This is a genomic window from Acinetobacter haemolyticus (genome assembly GCF_900406815.1).
Taxonomy (GTDB): domain Bacteria; phylum Pseudomonadota; class Gammaproteobacteria; order Pseudomonadales; family Moraxellaceae; genus Acinetobacter; species Acinetobacter haemolyticus_A.
This window is the reverse complement of the sequence record NZ_OVCN01000002.1, coordinates 64143-79376: the sequence shown is the minus strand read 5'-3', so window position 1 is coordinate 79376 and position 15234 is coordinate 64143. Positions and strand designations below refer to the sequence as shown.

Annotated in this window: 13 protein-coding genes and 2 pseudogenes; 6 read left to right on the top strand and 9 right to left on the bottom strand. The window is 39.4% G+C overall.

Translation table 11 applies throughout. The features are described 5' to 3' along the window. Positions 1–37: 37 nt before the first annotated feature. From DK207_RS01815 to DK207_RS01805, 3 genes and pseudogenes are all read right to left on the bottom strand, one after another. Positions 38–491, bottom strand: a pseudogene (locus DK207_RS01815) (VOC family protein). A gap of 127 nt (positions 492–618) precedes the next feature. Continuing rightward, the gene (locus tag DK207_RS01810) at positions 619–1794 is read right to left on the bottom strand and encodes a thiolase family protein (protein ID WP_109439725.1); all 1176 of its coding nucleotides are present in this window, start codon (positions 1792–1794) and stop codon (positions 619–621) included. A 113-nt stretch (positions 1795–1907) separates the two neighbouring features. Next, complete coding sequence (locus DK207_RS01805; protein WP_109439724.1) at positions 1908–2420, bottom strand: GspH/FimT family pseudopilin; 513 nt, start codon at positions 2418–2420, stop codon at positions 1908–1910. A 390-nt stretch (positions 2421–2810) separates the two neighbouring features. On the opposite strand from DK207_RS01805, the gene omp38 (DK207_RS01800) reads away from it, so the two are divergent. Continuing rightward, positions 2811–3860 (top strand): outer membrane protein Omp38, encoded by a 1050-nt coding sequence (gene omp38, locus DK207_RS01800; protein WP_109439723.1) that lies wholly within the window; start codon positions 2811–2813, stop codon positions 3858–3860. 432 nt (positions 3861–4292) lie between these two features. Then, entirely contained in the window at positions 4293–5321 is a 1029-nt protein-coding gene (omp38, locus tag DK207_RS01795; protein ID WP_109439722.1) for an outer membrane protein Omp38, read from the top strand. Between the two features lie 125 nt (positions 5322–5446). On the opposite strand, the gene DK207_RS15800 is transcribed toward omp38 (DK207_RS01795), so the two are convergent. The 5 genes from DK207_RS15800 to DK207_RS01775 all read right to left on the bottom strand — a co-directional run bounded on the left by DK207_RS15800 (position 5447) and on the right by DK207_RS01775 (position 11033). Continuing rightward, on the bottom strand, positions 5447–5605 hold the full coding sequence (locus DK207_RS15800) for a hypothetical protein (RefSeq protein ID WP_171293613.1): 159 nt from the start codon (positions 5603–5605) through the stop codon (positions 5447–5449). A 4-nt stretch (positions 5606–5609) separates the two neighbouring features. Next, positions 5610–6815 (bottom strand): RtcB family protein, encoded by a 1206-nt coding sequence (locus DK207_RS01790; protein WP_109439721.1) that lies wholly within the window; start codon positions 6813–6815, stop codon positions 5610–5612. A gap of 246 nt (positions 6816–7061) precedes the next feature. After that, positions 7062–8519 (bottom strand): amino acid permease, encoded by a 1458-nt coding sequence (locus DK207_RS01785; protein WP_109439720.1) that lies wholly within the window; start codon positions 8517–8519, stop codon positions 7062–7064. A gap of 68 nt (positions 8520–8587) precedes the next feature. Next, positions 8588–9613, bottom strand: coding sequence for a methyltransferase (locus tag DK207_RS01780; RefSeq protein ID WP_109439719.1), 1026 nt, complete (start codon positions 9611–9613; stop codon positions 8588–8590). A 61-nt stretch (positions 9614–9674) separates the two neighbouring features. After that, positions 9675–11033 (bottom strand): uracil-xanthine permease family protein, encoded by a 1359-nt coding sequence (locus tag DK207_RS01775; RefSeq protein WP_109439718.1) that lies wholly within the window; start codon positions 11031–11033, stop codon positions 9675–9677. A gap of 175 nt (positions 11034–11208) precedes the next feature. Between DK207_RS01775 and typA the strand changes: the two genes are divergently transcribed. The 3 genes from typA to DK207_RS01760 all read left to right on the top strand — a co-directional run bounded on the left by typA (position 11209) and on the right by DK207_RS01760 (position 14216). Then, entirely contained in the window at positions 11209–13044 is a 1836-nt protein-coding gene (gene typA, locus DK207_RS01770; protein WP_109439717.1) for a translational GTPase TypA, read from the top strand. 246 nt (positions 13045–13290) lie between these two features. After that, positions 13291–13725, top strand: a complete 435-nt coding sequence (gene mscL, locus DK207_RS01765) for a large conductance mechanosensitive channel protein MscL (RefSeq protein ID WP_109439716.1) — start codon at positions 13291–13293, stop codon at positions 13723–13725. 155 nt (positions 13726–13880) lie between these two features. Next, positions 13881–14216, top strand: a complete 336-nt coding sequence (locus tag DK207_RS01760) for a gamma-glutamylcyclotransferase family protein (protein ID WP_109439715.1) — start codon at positions 13881–13883, stop codon at positions 14214–14216. Between the two features lie 23 nt (positions 14217–14239). On the opposite strand, the pseudogene DK207_RS15915 reads toward DK207_RS01760, so the two are convergent. Next, positions 14240–14567, bottom strand: a pseudogene (locus tag DK207_RS15915) (peptidylprolyl isomerase). A 319-nt stretch (positions 14568–14886) separates the two neighbouring features. Between DK207_RS15915 and DK207_RS01750 the strand changes: the two are divergent. Beyond that, positions 14887–15198, top strand: a complete 312-nt coding sequence (locus DK207_RS01750) for a hypothetical protein (RefSeq protein ID WP_228247931.1) — start codon at positions 14887–14889, stop codon at positions 15196–15198. Positions 15199–15234: the final 36 nt, after the last annotated feature.

Genomic DNA, 15234 nt, shown 5'->3' with positions numbered 1-15234 from the left:
CTGAAAAAAAAGCTGAACATTTAAATGTTCAGCTTTTTTATGTTTCTGGTGCAAGTTGGCAGTTAATCATCCATTTAATACCAAATTGATCGGTAAATGCTCCGTACAGCGCACCCCAAAATGTTTGTTCTAATGGCATTTCTATTTGTCCATTGTGTGAAAGCGCATCAAATAAACGTTTGGCTTCATCTATTTCATTTGCATCTAAATTAATCGAAATATAATGATTGTTGCCTTGGGTAAACACACTATTTGGAGCGCAAAATTGATCATTCACATCCGATGCCATGAGTATTGTAGATTCATTAATTAATTGGCAAAGAAACGTGAAGTACATAATTTTTCTCCGCTTCTGTGAATGTTACGCCTTCTTCTGGAGGTAAGTCTCCATAACGACTTAACATTGAAAACTCACCACCAAATACAGATTTGTAAAAGTTGAATGCTTGTTCAGCTTGTCCTTGAAAATTTAAATAATGATTTAATTGCATGAGAAGGTCCTTGTTCTTTTTTTACACAATATAAATTATCGATATTTTTAACGAATGGTGCATTATTTTTTGTAATTCTAAAAAAGAATCCTGCAAAAAGCAGGATTCTTAGCTGTAGATTTGGGGCTTAAATCAATTCAACAGCAACGGCGGTTGCCTCACCACCACCAATACACAGCGCCGCAACGCCTTTTTTACCACCCGTACGTTTAAGCGCATGGATTAATGTAAGAATGATACGTGAACCTGTAGAGCCTACTGGGTGACCGAGGGCGCATGCTCCACCATTAATATTTACTTTTTCAGCATCAAGTTTGAAGTCGTCAATTGGACACATGGTTACCATTGCAAAAGCTTCGTTGATTTCCCATAAATCTACGTCTTGTGCATCCCAGCCCGATTTTTTCAACACTTTTTCAATTGCGCCCACTGGTGCAATGGTAAACTCTGAAGGGTGTTGAGAGTTAGATGCTGTTGCAACGATTTTTGCTAAAGGTTGTAAGCCTCGTTGAGCTGCAACATCACTTGAAGTGAGTACAAGTGCAGAAGCGCCATCTGAAATCGAACTGGCATTGGCAGCGGTAATTGTCCCATCTTTTGCAAAAGCTGGTTTTAGGCTTGGAATTTTATCAATTTTAGCATTCAAAGGTTGTTCATCTTGATCGACAACAACATCACCTTTACGAGTTGAAACAGTTACAGGAACAATTTCATCTTTAAAATAACCTTCAGTAATGGCTTTTTGGGCACGTTGTAATGAGCGGATCGCAAAATCATCCATTTGTTCACGGGTATAGCCACGCGTATTTGCCATATCTTGTGCAAATGAACCCATTAAACGACCAGTTTCTGCATCTTCTAAACCGTCAAAGAACATGTGATCTTTGATTTCGCCATGGCCCATCCGATAACCAGCACGTGCTTTGGGTAATATATATGGAGCGTTAGTCATTGATTCCATGCCACCTGCAACCACAATTTCTGCGCTGCCTGCTTTGATCATGTCAGTCGCTTGCATAACAGCTTTCATGCCTGAGCCGCATAGTTTATTGATGGTGACCGCACCCGTTGAGTCTGGTAAACCAGCTTTGCGCATTGCTTGACGCGCAGGGCCCTGTTTTAAGCCAGCAGGTAATACGCAACCCATGATGACTTCTTCGACATCAGTTGGTTGTAAGCCTGAGCGAGCAATTGCTTCTTTAATTGTGATTGCGCCTAGTTCAGGTGCAGTTGAGCTAGATAATGCGCCTTGAAAGCCGCCCATTGCTGTACGAGCGCCATTAACAATTACGATGTCAGTCATTCTGTGTCTCCAGACTTATATATTTGCAGAGAAATGTTCAAAACCTATGCAGTATAGTAAAAAAAAGCAGTGAAGAAAGTGTTTTACATCGCTTAAGCTAGACTGAACAGTTCTTAGCAACTTACCAGTGGTTCAGGGCTAAGGTGTCCCATTTGACTTAATTTAATTCGCAGATGGTGTTGAGGCGAAGTTGAGCAATAGAAAAAGCTACCATTCGATCCTCGCGGTAATCCAGTATTACCCTGAAATGTGACTGAGTTGATTCTCAACGTACCTCTCCATTCTAGCTGCCCATGTTTGTAGTTCAATGGAATGGCGTATAACAGGGTTTCTGAGGGATCCCGTTGACGATTATTATTGATATCTAAAAAGCTGATGATTCCTTGGTTCCAGTTATTTCCACATGTTTGTAAATCATGACTTGCGCACAAGGTCACATTTTTTTGATAAATTTGTGCGTCAGATTTGGATTTTTGTATGTGAATTGTGAGTGTTCTTTTTAATTGTTTCGCTTCATTCGAGATCATCAACTCTTTGAAATGAGGGATACCAAAAGTAACTAAAATTGCCAAAATCGCCACAGAAGTAATTAATTCACTGATTGTGAATCCTAAATCTTTAAACATTTTTTTACCTATATAATGTTTCTGTAATTTTTTTATTAACAAAGTGTTAAGTAAAGATCATATTTATTAAATTAAGTTTAATATCTAGACAAACTAAAGATTACTTCCTTCATTAAATGCTGCTAAAATTGAAGAAAGTGTACAATAAGCTATTCATTCTTTTACGCCGAATTAAAATTTACTGAACTACAACGGAAATTGTAAGAAAATTTGTCAATAATTTGCGAGGTTAAAGTTATCAAGCACTTGGAAATTTCATCAAGTGTTTGTATGATTCAAAGTGAAGTGAATAGCTTAAAAAAAATACTGTAGGGCAGACCCTGTTCGCAGTGGCCAAAAATCATAGGCGAAGCTTGAACAACAAACAATTGTTATCTCTGGAGGATATCCATGAAATTGAGTCGTATTGCACTTGCTATGCTTGTTGCTGCTCCTTTAGCTGCTGCTAACGCGGGCGTAACAATCACTCCATTATTGCTTGGTTACACATTCCAAGACACTAAACACAACAATGGTGATAAGCACTTAACTAACGGTGGCGAAATCCAAGACGATTTATTCGTTGGTGCTGCTATTGGTGTTGAATTAACTCCTTGGTTAGGTTTCGAAGTTGAATATAACCAAGTTAAAGGTGATGTTGACAGCCTTGCTGCTAACTCAGAATATAAGCAACAACAAATCAACGGTAACTTCTATGTTACTTCTGATTTGATCACTAAAAACTATGACAGCAAAATCAAGCCATACGTATTGTTAGGTGCTGGTCATTACAAATACTCTTTCACTGATGCTAACGAAGCAGAGTTAGGTCGTGTTGGTCGTGGTTTGAAAGAAGAAGGTACTTTAGGTAATGCGGGTGTTGGTGCTTTCTGGCGCTTAAACGATGCTTTATCTCTTCGTACTGAAGCTCGCGGTACTTATAATATCGATGAAGACTTCTGGAACTATACAGCTCTTGCTGGTTTAAACGTTGTTCTTGGCGGTCACTTGAAGCCTGCTGCTCCAGTAGTAGAAGTTGCTCCAGTTGAACCAACTCCAGTTGCTCCACAACCACAAGAGTTAACTGAAGACCTTAACATGGAACTTCGTGTATTCTTTGATACAAACAAATCAGACATTAAGCCACAATACAAGTCTGAAATTGCAAAAGTAGCAGAGAAATTAGCTGAGTACCCGAATGCGACTGCTCGTATTGAAGGTCACACAGATAACACTGGTCCACGTGCATTGAACGAACGTTTATCTTTAGCTCGTGCAAACTCTGTTAAATCAGCGCTTGTAAACGAATACAATGTTGATGCATCTCGTTTGTCTACTCAAGGTTTCGCTTGGGATCAACCGATTGCTGACAACAAAACTAAAGAAGGCCGTGCTATGAACCGTCGCGTATTTGCTGCGATTTCTGGTAGCCGTACTGTTTTAGTACAACCAGGTCAATAATTTCAAGTTATTGAAATGATCTGAAAAAAGCGACTCACATGAGTCGCTTTTTTTATAGGGGTAAGATTTTTTTATGGTGATCTAAATAAAACCAAACGAATGATTAGAATAATTATGTACCAATATTGAATAAACGGTGTGAATTATTTAGTTCTATCGCTGGTATTTCTAGATTTTGTTAAGTTTTTGATTAAAAAGTGATAAACTCTCGCAGCTTTAATAACGATTGCCAAATTAGAGTTTGGTAGATTTTGCAGCGAGAAATACGTCCTTTTCAGTAAGCTGTTGATTGAATACTTGTAAAATGAATCAGGTATTTTGTAAGATTCAACATAAAGTGGGTAGCTGAAAAAGATGCAATTAAAGCTATTTCTTTGTATTCAAAACTATTAAAGTTTACAGGGCAAACCTTTTGTTTTTAGGAAGATATTCATGAAATTGAGTCGTATTGTACTTGCTATGCTTGTTACTGCTCCTTTCGCTGCAGCGAATGCTGGTGTAACAGTAACCCCTTTAATGCTTGGTTATACAATGTTTGATACTGAACATAATAATCGTGGTGATAAAGGTCAATTGACGCCAAGCCCAGAGCTTAAAGATGATTTATTCGTTGGTGCTGCTATTGGTGTTGAAGTAACACCTTGGTTAGGTGCAGAAGTTGAATATAGTCAAATCAAAGGTGATACGAGTACAAGTAACGATTATAAAGGTCGTAATATTGCTGGTAATGCTTATGTAACTTCTGACCTCATCACTAAAAACTATGACAGCAAAATCAAGCCATATGTATTGGCTGGTGCTGGTCATTATAAATATGAAGGTGATGACATCTACGGTGGTAAGCAAGAAGGTACATTAGCCAATGCAGGCGGTGGTGTATTCTGGCGTTTAAACGATGCTTTATCTCTTCGTACTGAAGCTCGTGGTACATATCATTTTGATGAAAAATTCTGGAACTATACAGCGCTTGCGGGTTTAAACGTTGTTCTTGGTGGTCACTTGAAGCCTGCTACTCCAGTAGTAGAAGTTGCTCCAGTTGAACCAACTCCAGTTGCTCCACAACCACAAGAGTTGGTTGAAGACCTTAACATGGAACTTCGTGTATTCTTTGATACAAACAAATCAGACATTAAGCCACAATTTAAGTCTGAAATTGCAAAAGTAGCAGAGAAATTAGCTGAGTACCCGAATGCGACTGCTCGTATTGAAGGTCACACAGATAACACTGGTCCACGTGCATTGAACGAACGCTTATCTGTAGCTCGTGCAAACTCTGTTAAATCAGCGCTTGTAAACGAATACAATGTTGATGCATCTCGTTTGTCTACTCAAGGTTTCGCTTGGGATCAACCGATTGCTGACAATAACACTAAAGAAGGTCGTGCTATGAACCGTCGCGTATTTGCTGCGATTTCTGGTAGCCGTACTGTTTTAGTACAACCAGAACAACAAGCTCAATAATTGAGTTTTTGAGCTGAAAAAAAGCGACTCATATTGAGTCGCTTTTTTGATGGTTATTACGCTGTAAATATTCATTTTATCTCTCCTTATTCTAAAAGTTAAATCGAAGTCTAGGTTAGGTAGTCCTACCAAACACCTTTGTTGAGCTGCTGTTTGGCATGTTGGCGATCACGGCGATGCTGTGCACGTGGCTTCTCTGTCTCATGGATTCCACCCTTTTGGAGTAAAGGTGACAAAGCAACAGGATTGCGTACTTTGATTTGTGGCATTTTTTTAAGTTTCATTTGTTTATCCTTTAATGCATAAAATCTGCTTGAGGGTGTGGACAACCTCAATCAAATCAGATTGATTGGCCATGACTTCATCTATGTCTTTGTAGGCGCTAGGGATCTCATCGATGACACCTGCATCTTTTCGACATTCAATACCTTGAGTTTGTTGAATCAGATCATCTTGGCTAAACATTAACTTTGCTTTATTACGGCTCATTTTTCTTCCCGCGCCATGTGAACACGAACAGAAAGATTCAGGATTGGCTTTCCCCCTCACAATATAAGAGCGAGCACCCATTGAGCCTGGAATAATGCCGAGTTCATCTTGACCTGCTCGAATTGCACCTTTACGTGTAATGAATAGGTCTTCACCAAAATGATTTTCCTGACTGATATAATTATGATGACAATTGATCGCTTCTTTCGTCATCTGAAAGGCTGGTAGAAGAGGGCGGATCGCTTCTAATATCAGACGCATCATTTCACGACGATTTTCGAAAGCATAACTTTGTGCCCATTCCACAGCTTCAACATAATCATCAAAACTATTTGAGCCCTGAGCAAAATAACTCAAGTCCTTGTCAGGAACATGCCCAAAACGATGTTGCGCTTCTTTCTTTGCAAGCTCAATAAAATAGGTGCCAATCACATTGCCCAAACCGCGACTGCCAGAATGAAGCATGACCCAAACATCTTGATTTTCATCAAGGCAAAGTTCAATAAAGTGATTACCACCACCTAAAGTTCCCAATTGTTTTTGCCAAGTTGCGTCAAATTTTCTGAGCATTCGGACAAGACCAGGGTGTTTCTTAATGATAGGCTGCAAGCGTTTTTCCAATGGAATAATACTCGAGGCTTTCGCTTTAACCTGCTTGTGTAATTCAAAACCTACAGGAACCTTGCGTTCTATCGCATGGCGTATCGGTGCAAGGTTGTCAGGTAACTGATCAGCTTTTAGATTCAAGCGGATCGCATTCATACCACAACCAATATCTACACCAACTGCGGCAGGGATAATGGCATGTTTTGTAGGTATAACGCTGCCCACAGTCGCACCTTTGCCGACATGTACATCAGGCATCACTGCAATATGTGAATAAACAAATTGAAGTTGTGCCATTTTCTTAAGTTGTTCAATGCTTTCCTGATCAATATCGTGAGTGAATATTTTCACTGGCACGCCATATTGAGCATCTGCATTGAGGATTTTTTGTATGCCCATAAGATTCTCTCTTATTTTATAGTGGGTCCGAATAGGCATAAAAAAACCTAGCGAATGCTAGGTTTAAGTAGTCATTCGGACAAGTAGTTGATTTGCCACTTGTCCGTGAGTCGACAGCGCGCCAAATCTTAGTAAGTTGTTCCTTGTAATGTTGGCATGCGTGTCGTCCTCCTAAAATAAATGTTGCCGTTAAAATATGAGCAAAGATTCTACTCATATTTAAATTTTGGTCAAGTCTTATGTAGTTTATTCACCTGGTTTAACATTCATATCTTGATAAGCAATGAGCTTAGTTTTGTGTTTCCACTTATAACCTAGCCAAATTACCAAGAATAAAGGAATGCTGATATAGGTCGAGATAAGCCCGATCCAATCGATTTTTCCGCCAATTAAAGCTTGGTAGTTCTGACCAAGAATAATGATTGAACACAGAATAAATGCAAACCACGGTGCGAATGGAAAGAATTTAGCACGATAAGCGAGATCTTCAAGACGGTAACCTTGTGCTAGATAGCCTTTACGGAAACGATAATGTGAAATCGCAATTCCCAACCAAACAATAAAGCCACACATTCCTGACATGTTCAGTAACCAGTTGAAAACCTCTTGTTCACCAATAAACGTGGTTAAAAAACACAGTGCAGCGACGGCAGTGGTTGCATATAGGGCATTCATAGGTACGCCACGAGGGTCAAGTTTGGCAAACCATTTCGGTGCACGCCCTTGTTTAGCCATATCAAACAGCATGCGTGTCGATGAATACATGCCTGAGTTACCCGCAGATAATATCGCAGTTAAAATAACCGCATTCATGACACTCGCTGCAAAAGCAAAACCTGCTTTTTCATACAATAAAGTGAATGGTGATAGCGCAATGTCTTTACTTTCTGCTGCGTGTAATAGCAGTGGGTTGTCATAACTAATCAATGTACCAATAATGAAAATACATAAGATATAGAACAACAAGATACGCCAGAAAATTTGTTTAATTGCAATCGGAATGGTTTTCTTTGGATCTTTAGATTCGCCTGCTGCAACCCCAACCATTTCTGTGCCTTGGAATGAAAATCCTGCAATCATTGCCACGCCAATCATAGCTTGTAAGCCACCTACAAAAGGTGCATCCCCTTTAGTCCAATTGCTAAAAGCGGAAACATCTGGTGTGAGCATGATCTTAACAATCATGAAAATACCAATAATGATAAAGATCAAAATTGCAACAACTTTGGTCATTGAGAACCAAAATTCACTTTCACCAAAGCCTTTTACCGTGAGTGCGTTAATTCCAAAAATGACAGCCAGGAAAATGGCACTCCAGTAAAATCCTGGAAGATCAGGGAACCAAAACTTCATAATGAACTGTACGGCAACAAGCTCAAATGCAACTGTAATTGCCCAGTTGTACCAATAGTTCCAACCTAAAGCGAAGCCGAACCCACTTTCCACATAACGGCTACCATAAGTGAAAAATGCCCCAGAAGTGGGTGTATGCGTTGCGAGTTCGCCTAAACTGGTCATTAAAAAATAAATCATTAGACCGATTAAGGCATATGCCAATAATGCACCGCCTGGACCGGCACTAGCAATGGTTGAACCTGAAGCGAGAAATAAGCCTGTACCAATAGAGCCACCAATAGCGATCATATTGAGATGGCGGGCACCAAGCTTACGCAGAAGCTGTTGGGGAGCAGATGTATCGCTCATAAAAAATCCTTAAACACTATAAGGGTCGGTTGACACTTTATAAATGAATTGCGTTGTAGGCTGAAATATCAGCCGACCCTACTTGCACAGGCGAATAACACCTTGAAGCCTTGTTGATCTGCTTTCACCATACATTCTCCAAAGCTTTGTTCAATCAATGGAGGATAATTTAAGAAACGATTCGCCACGATCCATAACTCACCTGAACGTTTCAAGTGTGATTTTGCTCGTCGACATAATGTTTCACTGGCATCGTAATCCGTATGAATTCCTTGATGAAAAGGCGGATTACTTACGATTGCATCTAAGTCTTTTGGCGCGTCGGCAAAGCCTGTTACAGGCTGAAGATGTAAATGAGCCAAGTCCAGCCCATTACGTTGAAATGTCATCTCAGTCGACCGTAATGCAAATGCATCAACATCAAGCGCAAAAATATGTTGGTTTGGATGAAGCTTGGCTAAATACGCACTAATAATGCCTGCGCCACAACCAAAGTCGGCAATCTTACCCGATTTTACCTGTTGAAGGTAAGGGACTAACACTGCCGTTCCAGTATCTAAATGATCTTGACTAAAAACACCAGGTAAGGCACAGACCTCTAGGCGATCTTGCCCAACATCTACGGTGTAAGTTTTTAACCAATGGTCAAGTGGTTTTAATTGTTCAGTTTTTTCGATTTGCATTTGCCATAATTGACAATGTCTAGCACTGTCGAGTTTGAATGTTTTTCCATAGCTTTGTAATTGTTTAGCTGCACGTTCAACGCCACCTTTTTTTTCACCCACTAAAAAAATATGTTGCCCTTGTTTTAAATGACTCACCACAACATGCAAAAGATAGTTGAGAAGTTCTTTTGATTTCGGAACAAAAATGATGACTTGATCAACCGTAATCTGAGGAAACTCAATTGAGAAATATGAGTTAATTTGATGGCTAACAAAGCTTTGATGATCTGCATAATTCCAAGTCCATATCGAAGTTTGGACTTGACTCGGCATATTTTTATTCAGTTGATCATGTGGGGCATTAATCAATAACACATGCCCGTTTAAATAATCTTGTTGACGTAAGACAACTTCGCTACGTGGATCCATATTGATCTCTCATCAAAACAAAACCCAGTGGTCAAACTGGGTGTTTGCTATGGTTGGATGATTATTTGTGAGTTTCAGGTAAAACAAGATTTAAAACCAATGCAGCAATGCCGCCAGTCGCAACACCTGAGCTGAAAATATTCTTAAACAATTCAGGGAGGTGTTCTAGAATCTGCGGAACTTGAGCGACTCCCAAACCCAGTGCTAATGAAATTGCAATGATCAACAAAGCACGACGATCTAAGTGGATTCCCGACAAAATATTAATTCCAGAAGCCGCTACAGCGCCAAACATGACCATCACTGCACCGCCTAAAACGGCCTGAGGCACAGCTTGAATAACTGCCGCAACAGCAGGGAACAAGCCTAATAGAATCAGTAAGATTGCAATCCAGATGCCGACATAACGACTGGCCACACCAGTCAGTTGAATAACGCCATTATTTTGTGCAAAAACAGAACTTGGGAAAGTATTGAAAATACCAGCCAAGAATGAGTTGGCGCCATTGACCAATACACCGCCTTTAATTCGTTGCATCCACACAGGGCCATCAACAGGTTGATTGGAAATTTTACTAGTCGCTGTTACATCGCCAATTGCTTCAAGCGATGTCACTAAATAAATGAACGCCATTGGAATAAATAGGCTCCATGAGAAGCTCAAACCAAAATGCATCGGGGTAGGGATTTGAATCAGTGGGGTTTCACTCAGTGCTGAAAAATTTAAATGTCCCCTAAATCCAGCAAGAATATAACCAATAATTAAGGCAATTAAAATTGCTGAACTTTTCACCCAAATAATACGGATACGATTCAATAAAATAATGATGCCGAGTACGCTACAAGACATAATGAGATTATCTGCATTGGCAAAGGTGTTGTCTTGCATGGCAGTATAACCACCACCCATGCTAATCAAGCCTTCTTTAATCAGGGTGAGACCAATGAGCAAAACCACAATACCCGTCACCAAAGGGGTAATCAGCTTTTTCACCCAAGGTAGGATTCGTGAAACTCCCATTTCGATAAATGAACCTGCGATGACTACACCAAAAATTGCAGCCATTACTTGCTCAACTGGTGTGCCCGCCGCGACCATCGCGCTACCAATACCAATGATTGGACCAATAAAATTAAAGCTTGTGCCCTGAACGATCAAAAGTCCTGCACCAAATGGTCCCACTTTTTTACATTGTAAAAAAGTGGCAATCCCTGAGATAATCAAGGACATTGAAAGGATCATATTGGTATCTTCACGAGATACGCCTAAGGCTAAACAAATCAATAAGCCAGGGGTAACGATCGGGACTAAAATCGCTAAAAGATGTTGTAAAGCGGCTAAAAATGCAACAAAAGGTTTCGGACGATCATTCAGGCCATAGACCAGATCTAATTGTTGCTGGGGTTGGGGATTCGACATGGGAGTATATAAAACAGGTAAGCATTAGTGGAATATTCTAATAGACTTAGCCTACTTTACCAACGATTCTGTAACGTTTCGTCAGAAAAAAAATCACATGTCAATAAACTGTCACTACTAAAGCGTAGTATTTTTCTGTATAATTTGCCCTCAAATTTTAAGCGTTTCGAATTCTATGTCTGATATTAAGAATCTCCGCAATATCGCAATTATTGCGCACGTCGACCACGGTAAAACCACGCTTGTCGATAAATTACTTCAACAATCTGGTGCACTCGGCGAACGCGCGGGTGAGATTGAGCGTGTCATGGACTCGAATGCGCTTGAAAGTGAACGTGGTATTACCATTCTTGCTAAAAACACGGCGATCAAATGGTTAGATAAGCGTACGGATACTGAATACCGTATCAACATCGTAGATACCCCGGGACACGCAGACTTCGGTGGTGAAGTTGAACGTGTAATGTCGATGGTTGACTGTGTATTGCTTCTTGTTGACTCTCAAGAAGGTCCAATGCCACAAACTCGCTTCGTAACTCAAAAAGCATTTGCTCGTGGTTTGAAGCCAATCGTTATTATTAACAAAGTTGACAAGCCAAGTGCACGTTGTGACTGGGTTATTGATCAAGTATTTGACTTGTTTGATAACTTAGGTGCATCTGATGAGCAATTGGATTTCCCAGTTGTATATGCTTCTGGTCTTCGTGGTGTGGCGGGTCCATCACCAGAAGAATTAGCGGACGACATGACGCCGTTATTCCAAACTATCGTTGATATCGTAGAGCCACCAGCAGTAGACGTTGATGGTCCATTCCAAATGCAGATTTCTTCACTTGACTATAATAGCTTCGTCGGTGTTATCGGTGTTGGTCGTATTCAACGTGGTTCTGTTAAGTTAAATACTCCAGTAACCGTAATTGATAAAGAAGGTAAGACGCGTAACGGTCGTATCCTAAAAATCATGGGTTATCACGGTTTAGAGCGTGTTGATGTTGAATCTGCTTCTGCAGGTGATATCGTTTGTATCACAGGTATCGATGCATTAAATATTTCTGACACGATTTGTGATCCGAAAAATGTTGAAGCATTACCAGCATTGTCTGTAGATGAACCTACAGTTTCGATGACATTCCAGGTAAACAACTCACCGTTCGCTGGTAAAGAAGGTAAATTCGTAACTTCACGTAATATCCGCGAGCGTCTTGATCGCGAATTGATTCACAACGTCGCATTACGTGTTGAAGATACTGACAGTCCAGACCGTTTCAAAGTTTCTGGTCGTGGTGAACTTCACCTTTCAGTATTAATTGAAAACATGCGTCGCGAAGGTTTCGAGATGGGCGTATCACGTCCACAAGTAATCATCAAAGAAATTGATGGCGAAAGACAAGAGCCGTATGAAAATGTAACTTTTGACGTTGAAGAACAGCATCAAGGTGCTGTAATGGAACAAATGGGTCACCGTAAAGGTGAAATGACCAATATGGAAGTAGATGGCAAAGGCCGTATCCGTATTGAAGCAACAGTTCCTTCACGTGGCTTGATCGGTTTCCGTTCTGAATTCTTGACCATGACTTCTGGTACAGGGATCATGACATCAAGCTTCTCTCACTATGGCCCTGTGAAACAAGGTAGCGTAGCGAAGCGTCAAAATGGTGTATTAATTTCTATGGTTCAAGGGACTTGCTTGGGCTATGCATTATTTACACTTCAAGACCGTGGTCGTTTATTCGCTAAGCCACAGTTAGAAGTTTACGAAGGGATGATCGTGGGTATTAACTCTCGTTCAGACGATATGGTTGTAAACCCAACTAAAGCAAAACAGTTAACTAACGTTCGTGCGTCTGGTACTGATGATGCTTTAACTTTGACACCTGCAATTGAATACACGCTTGAACAAGCACTTGAATTCATTGAAGATGATGAATTAGTTGAAGTAACACCAAAATCGATTCGTATTCGTAAGCGTTATTTGACTGAAAACGAGCGTAAGCGTAACCGTGATAAATAATTTTTCATAACTGAAAAATGAAAAACCGCCAAATTGATTTGGCGGTTTTTTTTATTGCATCATGAAAAGAACGATTGCATGCTTAAGTTCATATTTTTATTAAAATAAAATATGTTGTTAAAGTGTGAAATAACTTTCTTTTTTTGATAAAAATATTAAATTATCAACATTATGCTAACCATATACACCTGTGTATTAAACAATCCCAAAACAGGTTGTATTCATTTCAGTTCTGGAGCGTTATAGATGAGTATTATTCAAGAATTTAAAGAGTTTGCGATCAAAGGCAATGTCATGGATCTCGCGATTGGTGTGATCATTGGTGGTGCTTTTGGCAAGATTATTGATTCTATGGTCAAAGATCTTCTTATGCCAATTATTTCATGGATCTTGGGTGGTGAAGTGGACTACACCAACTGGTTTGTTGTGTTAGGAGATAACCCTAACAATTTAAGTAATTTGGCAGCAGCTCAAGAAGCTGGGTTAAATGTGTTTGCATACGGTAATTTCATTACAGTATTAATTAATTTCTTATTATTGGCATGGGTAGTGTTCTTGCTAGTCAAAATGATGAATCGTTTACGCAAGCAAGAAGAAGCGGCACCAGTAGAGCCAGCACCAACACCAGAAGATGTGCAATTATTGCGTGAAATTCGTGATGAGTTGAAAAAACAGGGTTAATACTCTGGAATAAGAAAACGGCATGTATATGCCGTTTTTTATTGCCAATGAATTAGGCGTAATAGCGCACCCAAGTGTTGAAAGTGTTATATCAACATAGAAAAATCCTAAATTTCATTCTAAGATACGGCGAATATTTGAGGGGACGTGCAGAAATGAATCGACTTTTTGTCTATGGAACCTTGTGTCCAAATCGAGAAAATGCCCATATTTTAGGTGCGATTGAGGGGGATTGGCAGCAAGCAAGTGTGCATGGAACTGTTCATATTCTAGATTGGGGTCCTGATAAGGGATTGCCAGCTATCATCCTCAACTCACAAGATCCATTGGTTCAAGGGTATTTATTTCGTTCCGAAAAGTTAGAGGAGAATTGGCAAATGTTAGATGATTTTGAAGGATTTCAATATCAGCGGGTACAAACAGACGTTCTCCTTGCATCAGGCGAATGTATAGACGCGTGGACTTATGTGATGAAGCCGAAACAAGATTAAATCTTGGGCAACTGAATTGGCCCTTAGGCGATTTTAATGAACTTAAAATAAGATTTAAGCTCATTTGGGATTACCAGAAGCCATCCTCGAAACTTAATTGACAATAAATGGAAGCTGATTGGTTTTTTGATTGGAGCATGTAAAACGCGTTACGTAACACTCAAAACTAATCTATCAATGATAGCGACAAGCTGTCCCTTTTTTGAATTCGCTTACAACATCTTTGACAAAATTACAGGTTGAATATTGCCTCGCAATTTTTGAAAAATCCGCATCCAAATAAATCCATTTTCATGGTTGAACCATTTCTTTTTCTTTGATTAAGAAATATCGAATTCTGGTCGTTTGCATAGGGTTAAAATCGCCTTAATATATTTGAAAAATCATTTAATTGGGTGATTTGTCTGTCATGAAAAATTCTCTAGAAAAATGGATTGTTTATTTATAAATTTATTACATTTAAAATTTTAAAATAAATTTTTTGTAATTTTATTAATTTGAATCAAAGAAAAAAAATCTTTTGTGAGAGCATTCACATTAATAATTTGTGTCATATCTAGACAATAAATGGCAGTCACTGTTTAATTTTTAACTATAGATTGTGTGCGGATTGTAAACGCAATTTAATTCAAGCAAATAAATAGAAGTGAACAGAGCTATGAATAATAAGATGAAAGTTATCTTAAGTATCGTCATTGTGGTTGGTTTGGTGATTGCATTGGTTGTTTATTTTAAGCCTGCTAACGAAACGTCAGTTTCGGCCAATATGCATTCAACAGATACAACTTCACAAAGTGCACCAAACGATCAAAATGCCTTCACAACTGATGCAAGTCATCCAACTCAGTTAGCTTCTAATGTTGAACAGGCTGCCGCGAATACTTCGGGTGACAATGAATTGGTTGATACTAAAAGTGATATGAGTATTCAACCGATTGATCCAGAAACCGATGTAGGCAACCAAATTATTGAACCAAACTGATCAACATAGTTTGTTAAAACAAGCAAAAAAAAGGAA

Excerpts from the sequence above, each read along its gene's own strand:
- DK207_RS01775 (WP_109439718.1), bottom strand. The coding sequence starts at position 11,033 with ATGTCGAATCCCCAACCCCAGCAACAATTAGATCTGGTCTATGGCCTG.
- DK207_RS15800 (WP_171293613.1), bottom strand. The coding sequence starts at position 5,605 with ATGAAACTTAAAAAAATGCCACAAATCAAAGTACGCAATCCTGTTGCT.
- DK207_RS01790 (WP_109439721.1), bottom strand. The coding sequence starts at position 6,815 with ATGGGCATACAAAAAATCCTCAATGCAGATGCTCAATATGGCGTGCCA.
- mscL (WP_109439716.1), top strand. The coding sequence starts at position 13,291 with ATGAGTATTATTCAAGAATTTAAAGAGTTTGCGATCAAAGGCAATGTC.
- omp38 (WP_109439723.1), top strand. The coding sequence starts at position 2,811 with ATGAAATTGAGTCGTATTGCACTTGCTATGCTTGTTGCTGCTCCTTTA.
- DK207_RS01760 (WP_109439715.1), top strand. The coding sequence starts at position 13,881 with ATGAATCGACTTTTTGTCTATGGAACCTTGTGTCCAAATCGAGAAAAT.
- DK207_RS01780 (WP_109439719.1), bottom strand. The coding sequence starts at position 9,613 with ATGGATCCACGTAGCGAAGTTGTCTTACGTCAACAAGATTATTTAAAC.
- DK207_RS01805 (WP_109439724.1), bottom strand. The coding sequence starts at position 2,420 with ATGTTTAAAGATTTAGGATTCACAATCAGTGAATTAATTACTTCTGTG.
- omp38 (WP_109439722.1), top strand. The coding sequence starts at position 4,293 with ATGAAATTGAGTCGTATTGTACTTGCTATGCTTGTTACTGCTCCTTTC.
- DK207_RS01785 (WP_109439720.1), bottom strand. The coding sequence starts at position 8,519 with ATGAGCGATACATCTGCTCCCCAACAGCTTCTGCGTAAGCTTGGTGCC.
- DK207_RS01810 (WP_109439725.1), bottom strand. The coding sequence starts at position 1,794 with ATGACTGACATCGTAATTGTTAATGGCGCTCGTACAGCAATGGGCGGC.
- typA (WP_109439717.1), top strand. The coding sequence starts at position 11,209 with ATGTCTGATATTAAGAATCTCCGCAATATCGCAATTATTGCGCACGTC.
- DK207_RS01750 (WP_228247931.1), top strand. The coding sequence starts at position 14,887 with ATGAAAGTTATCTTAAGTATCGTCATTGTGGTTGGTTTGGTGATTGCA.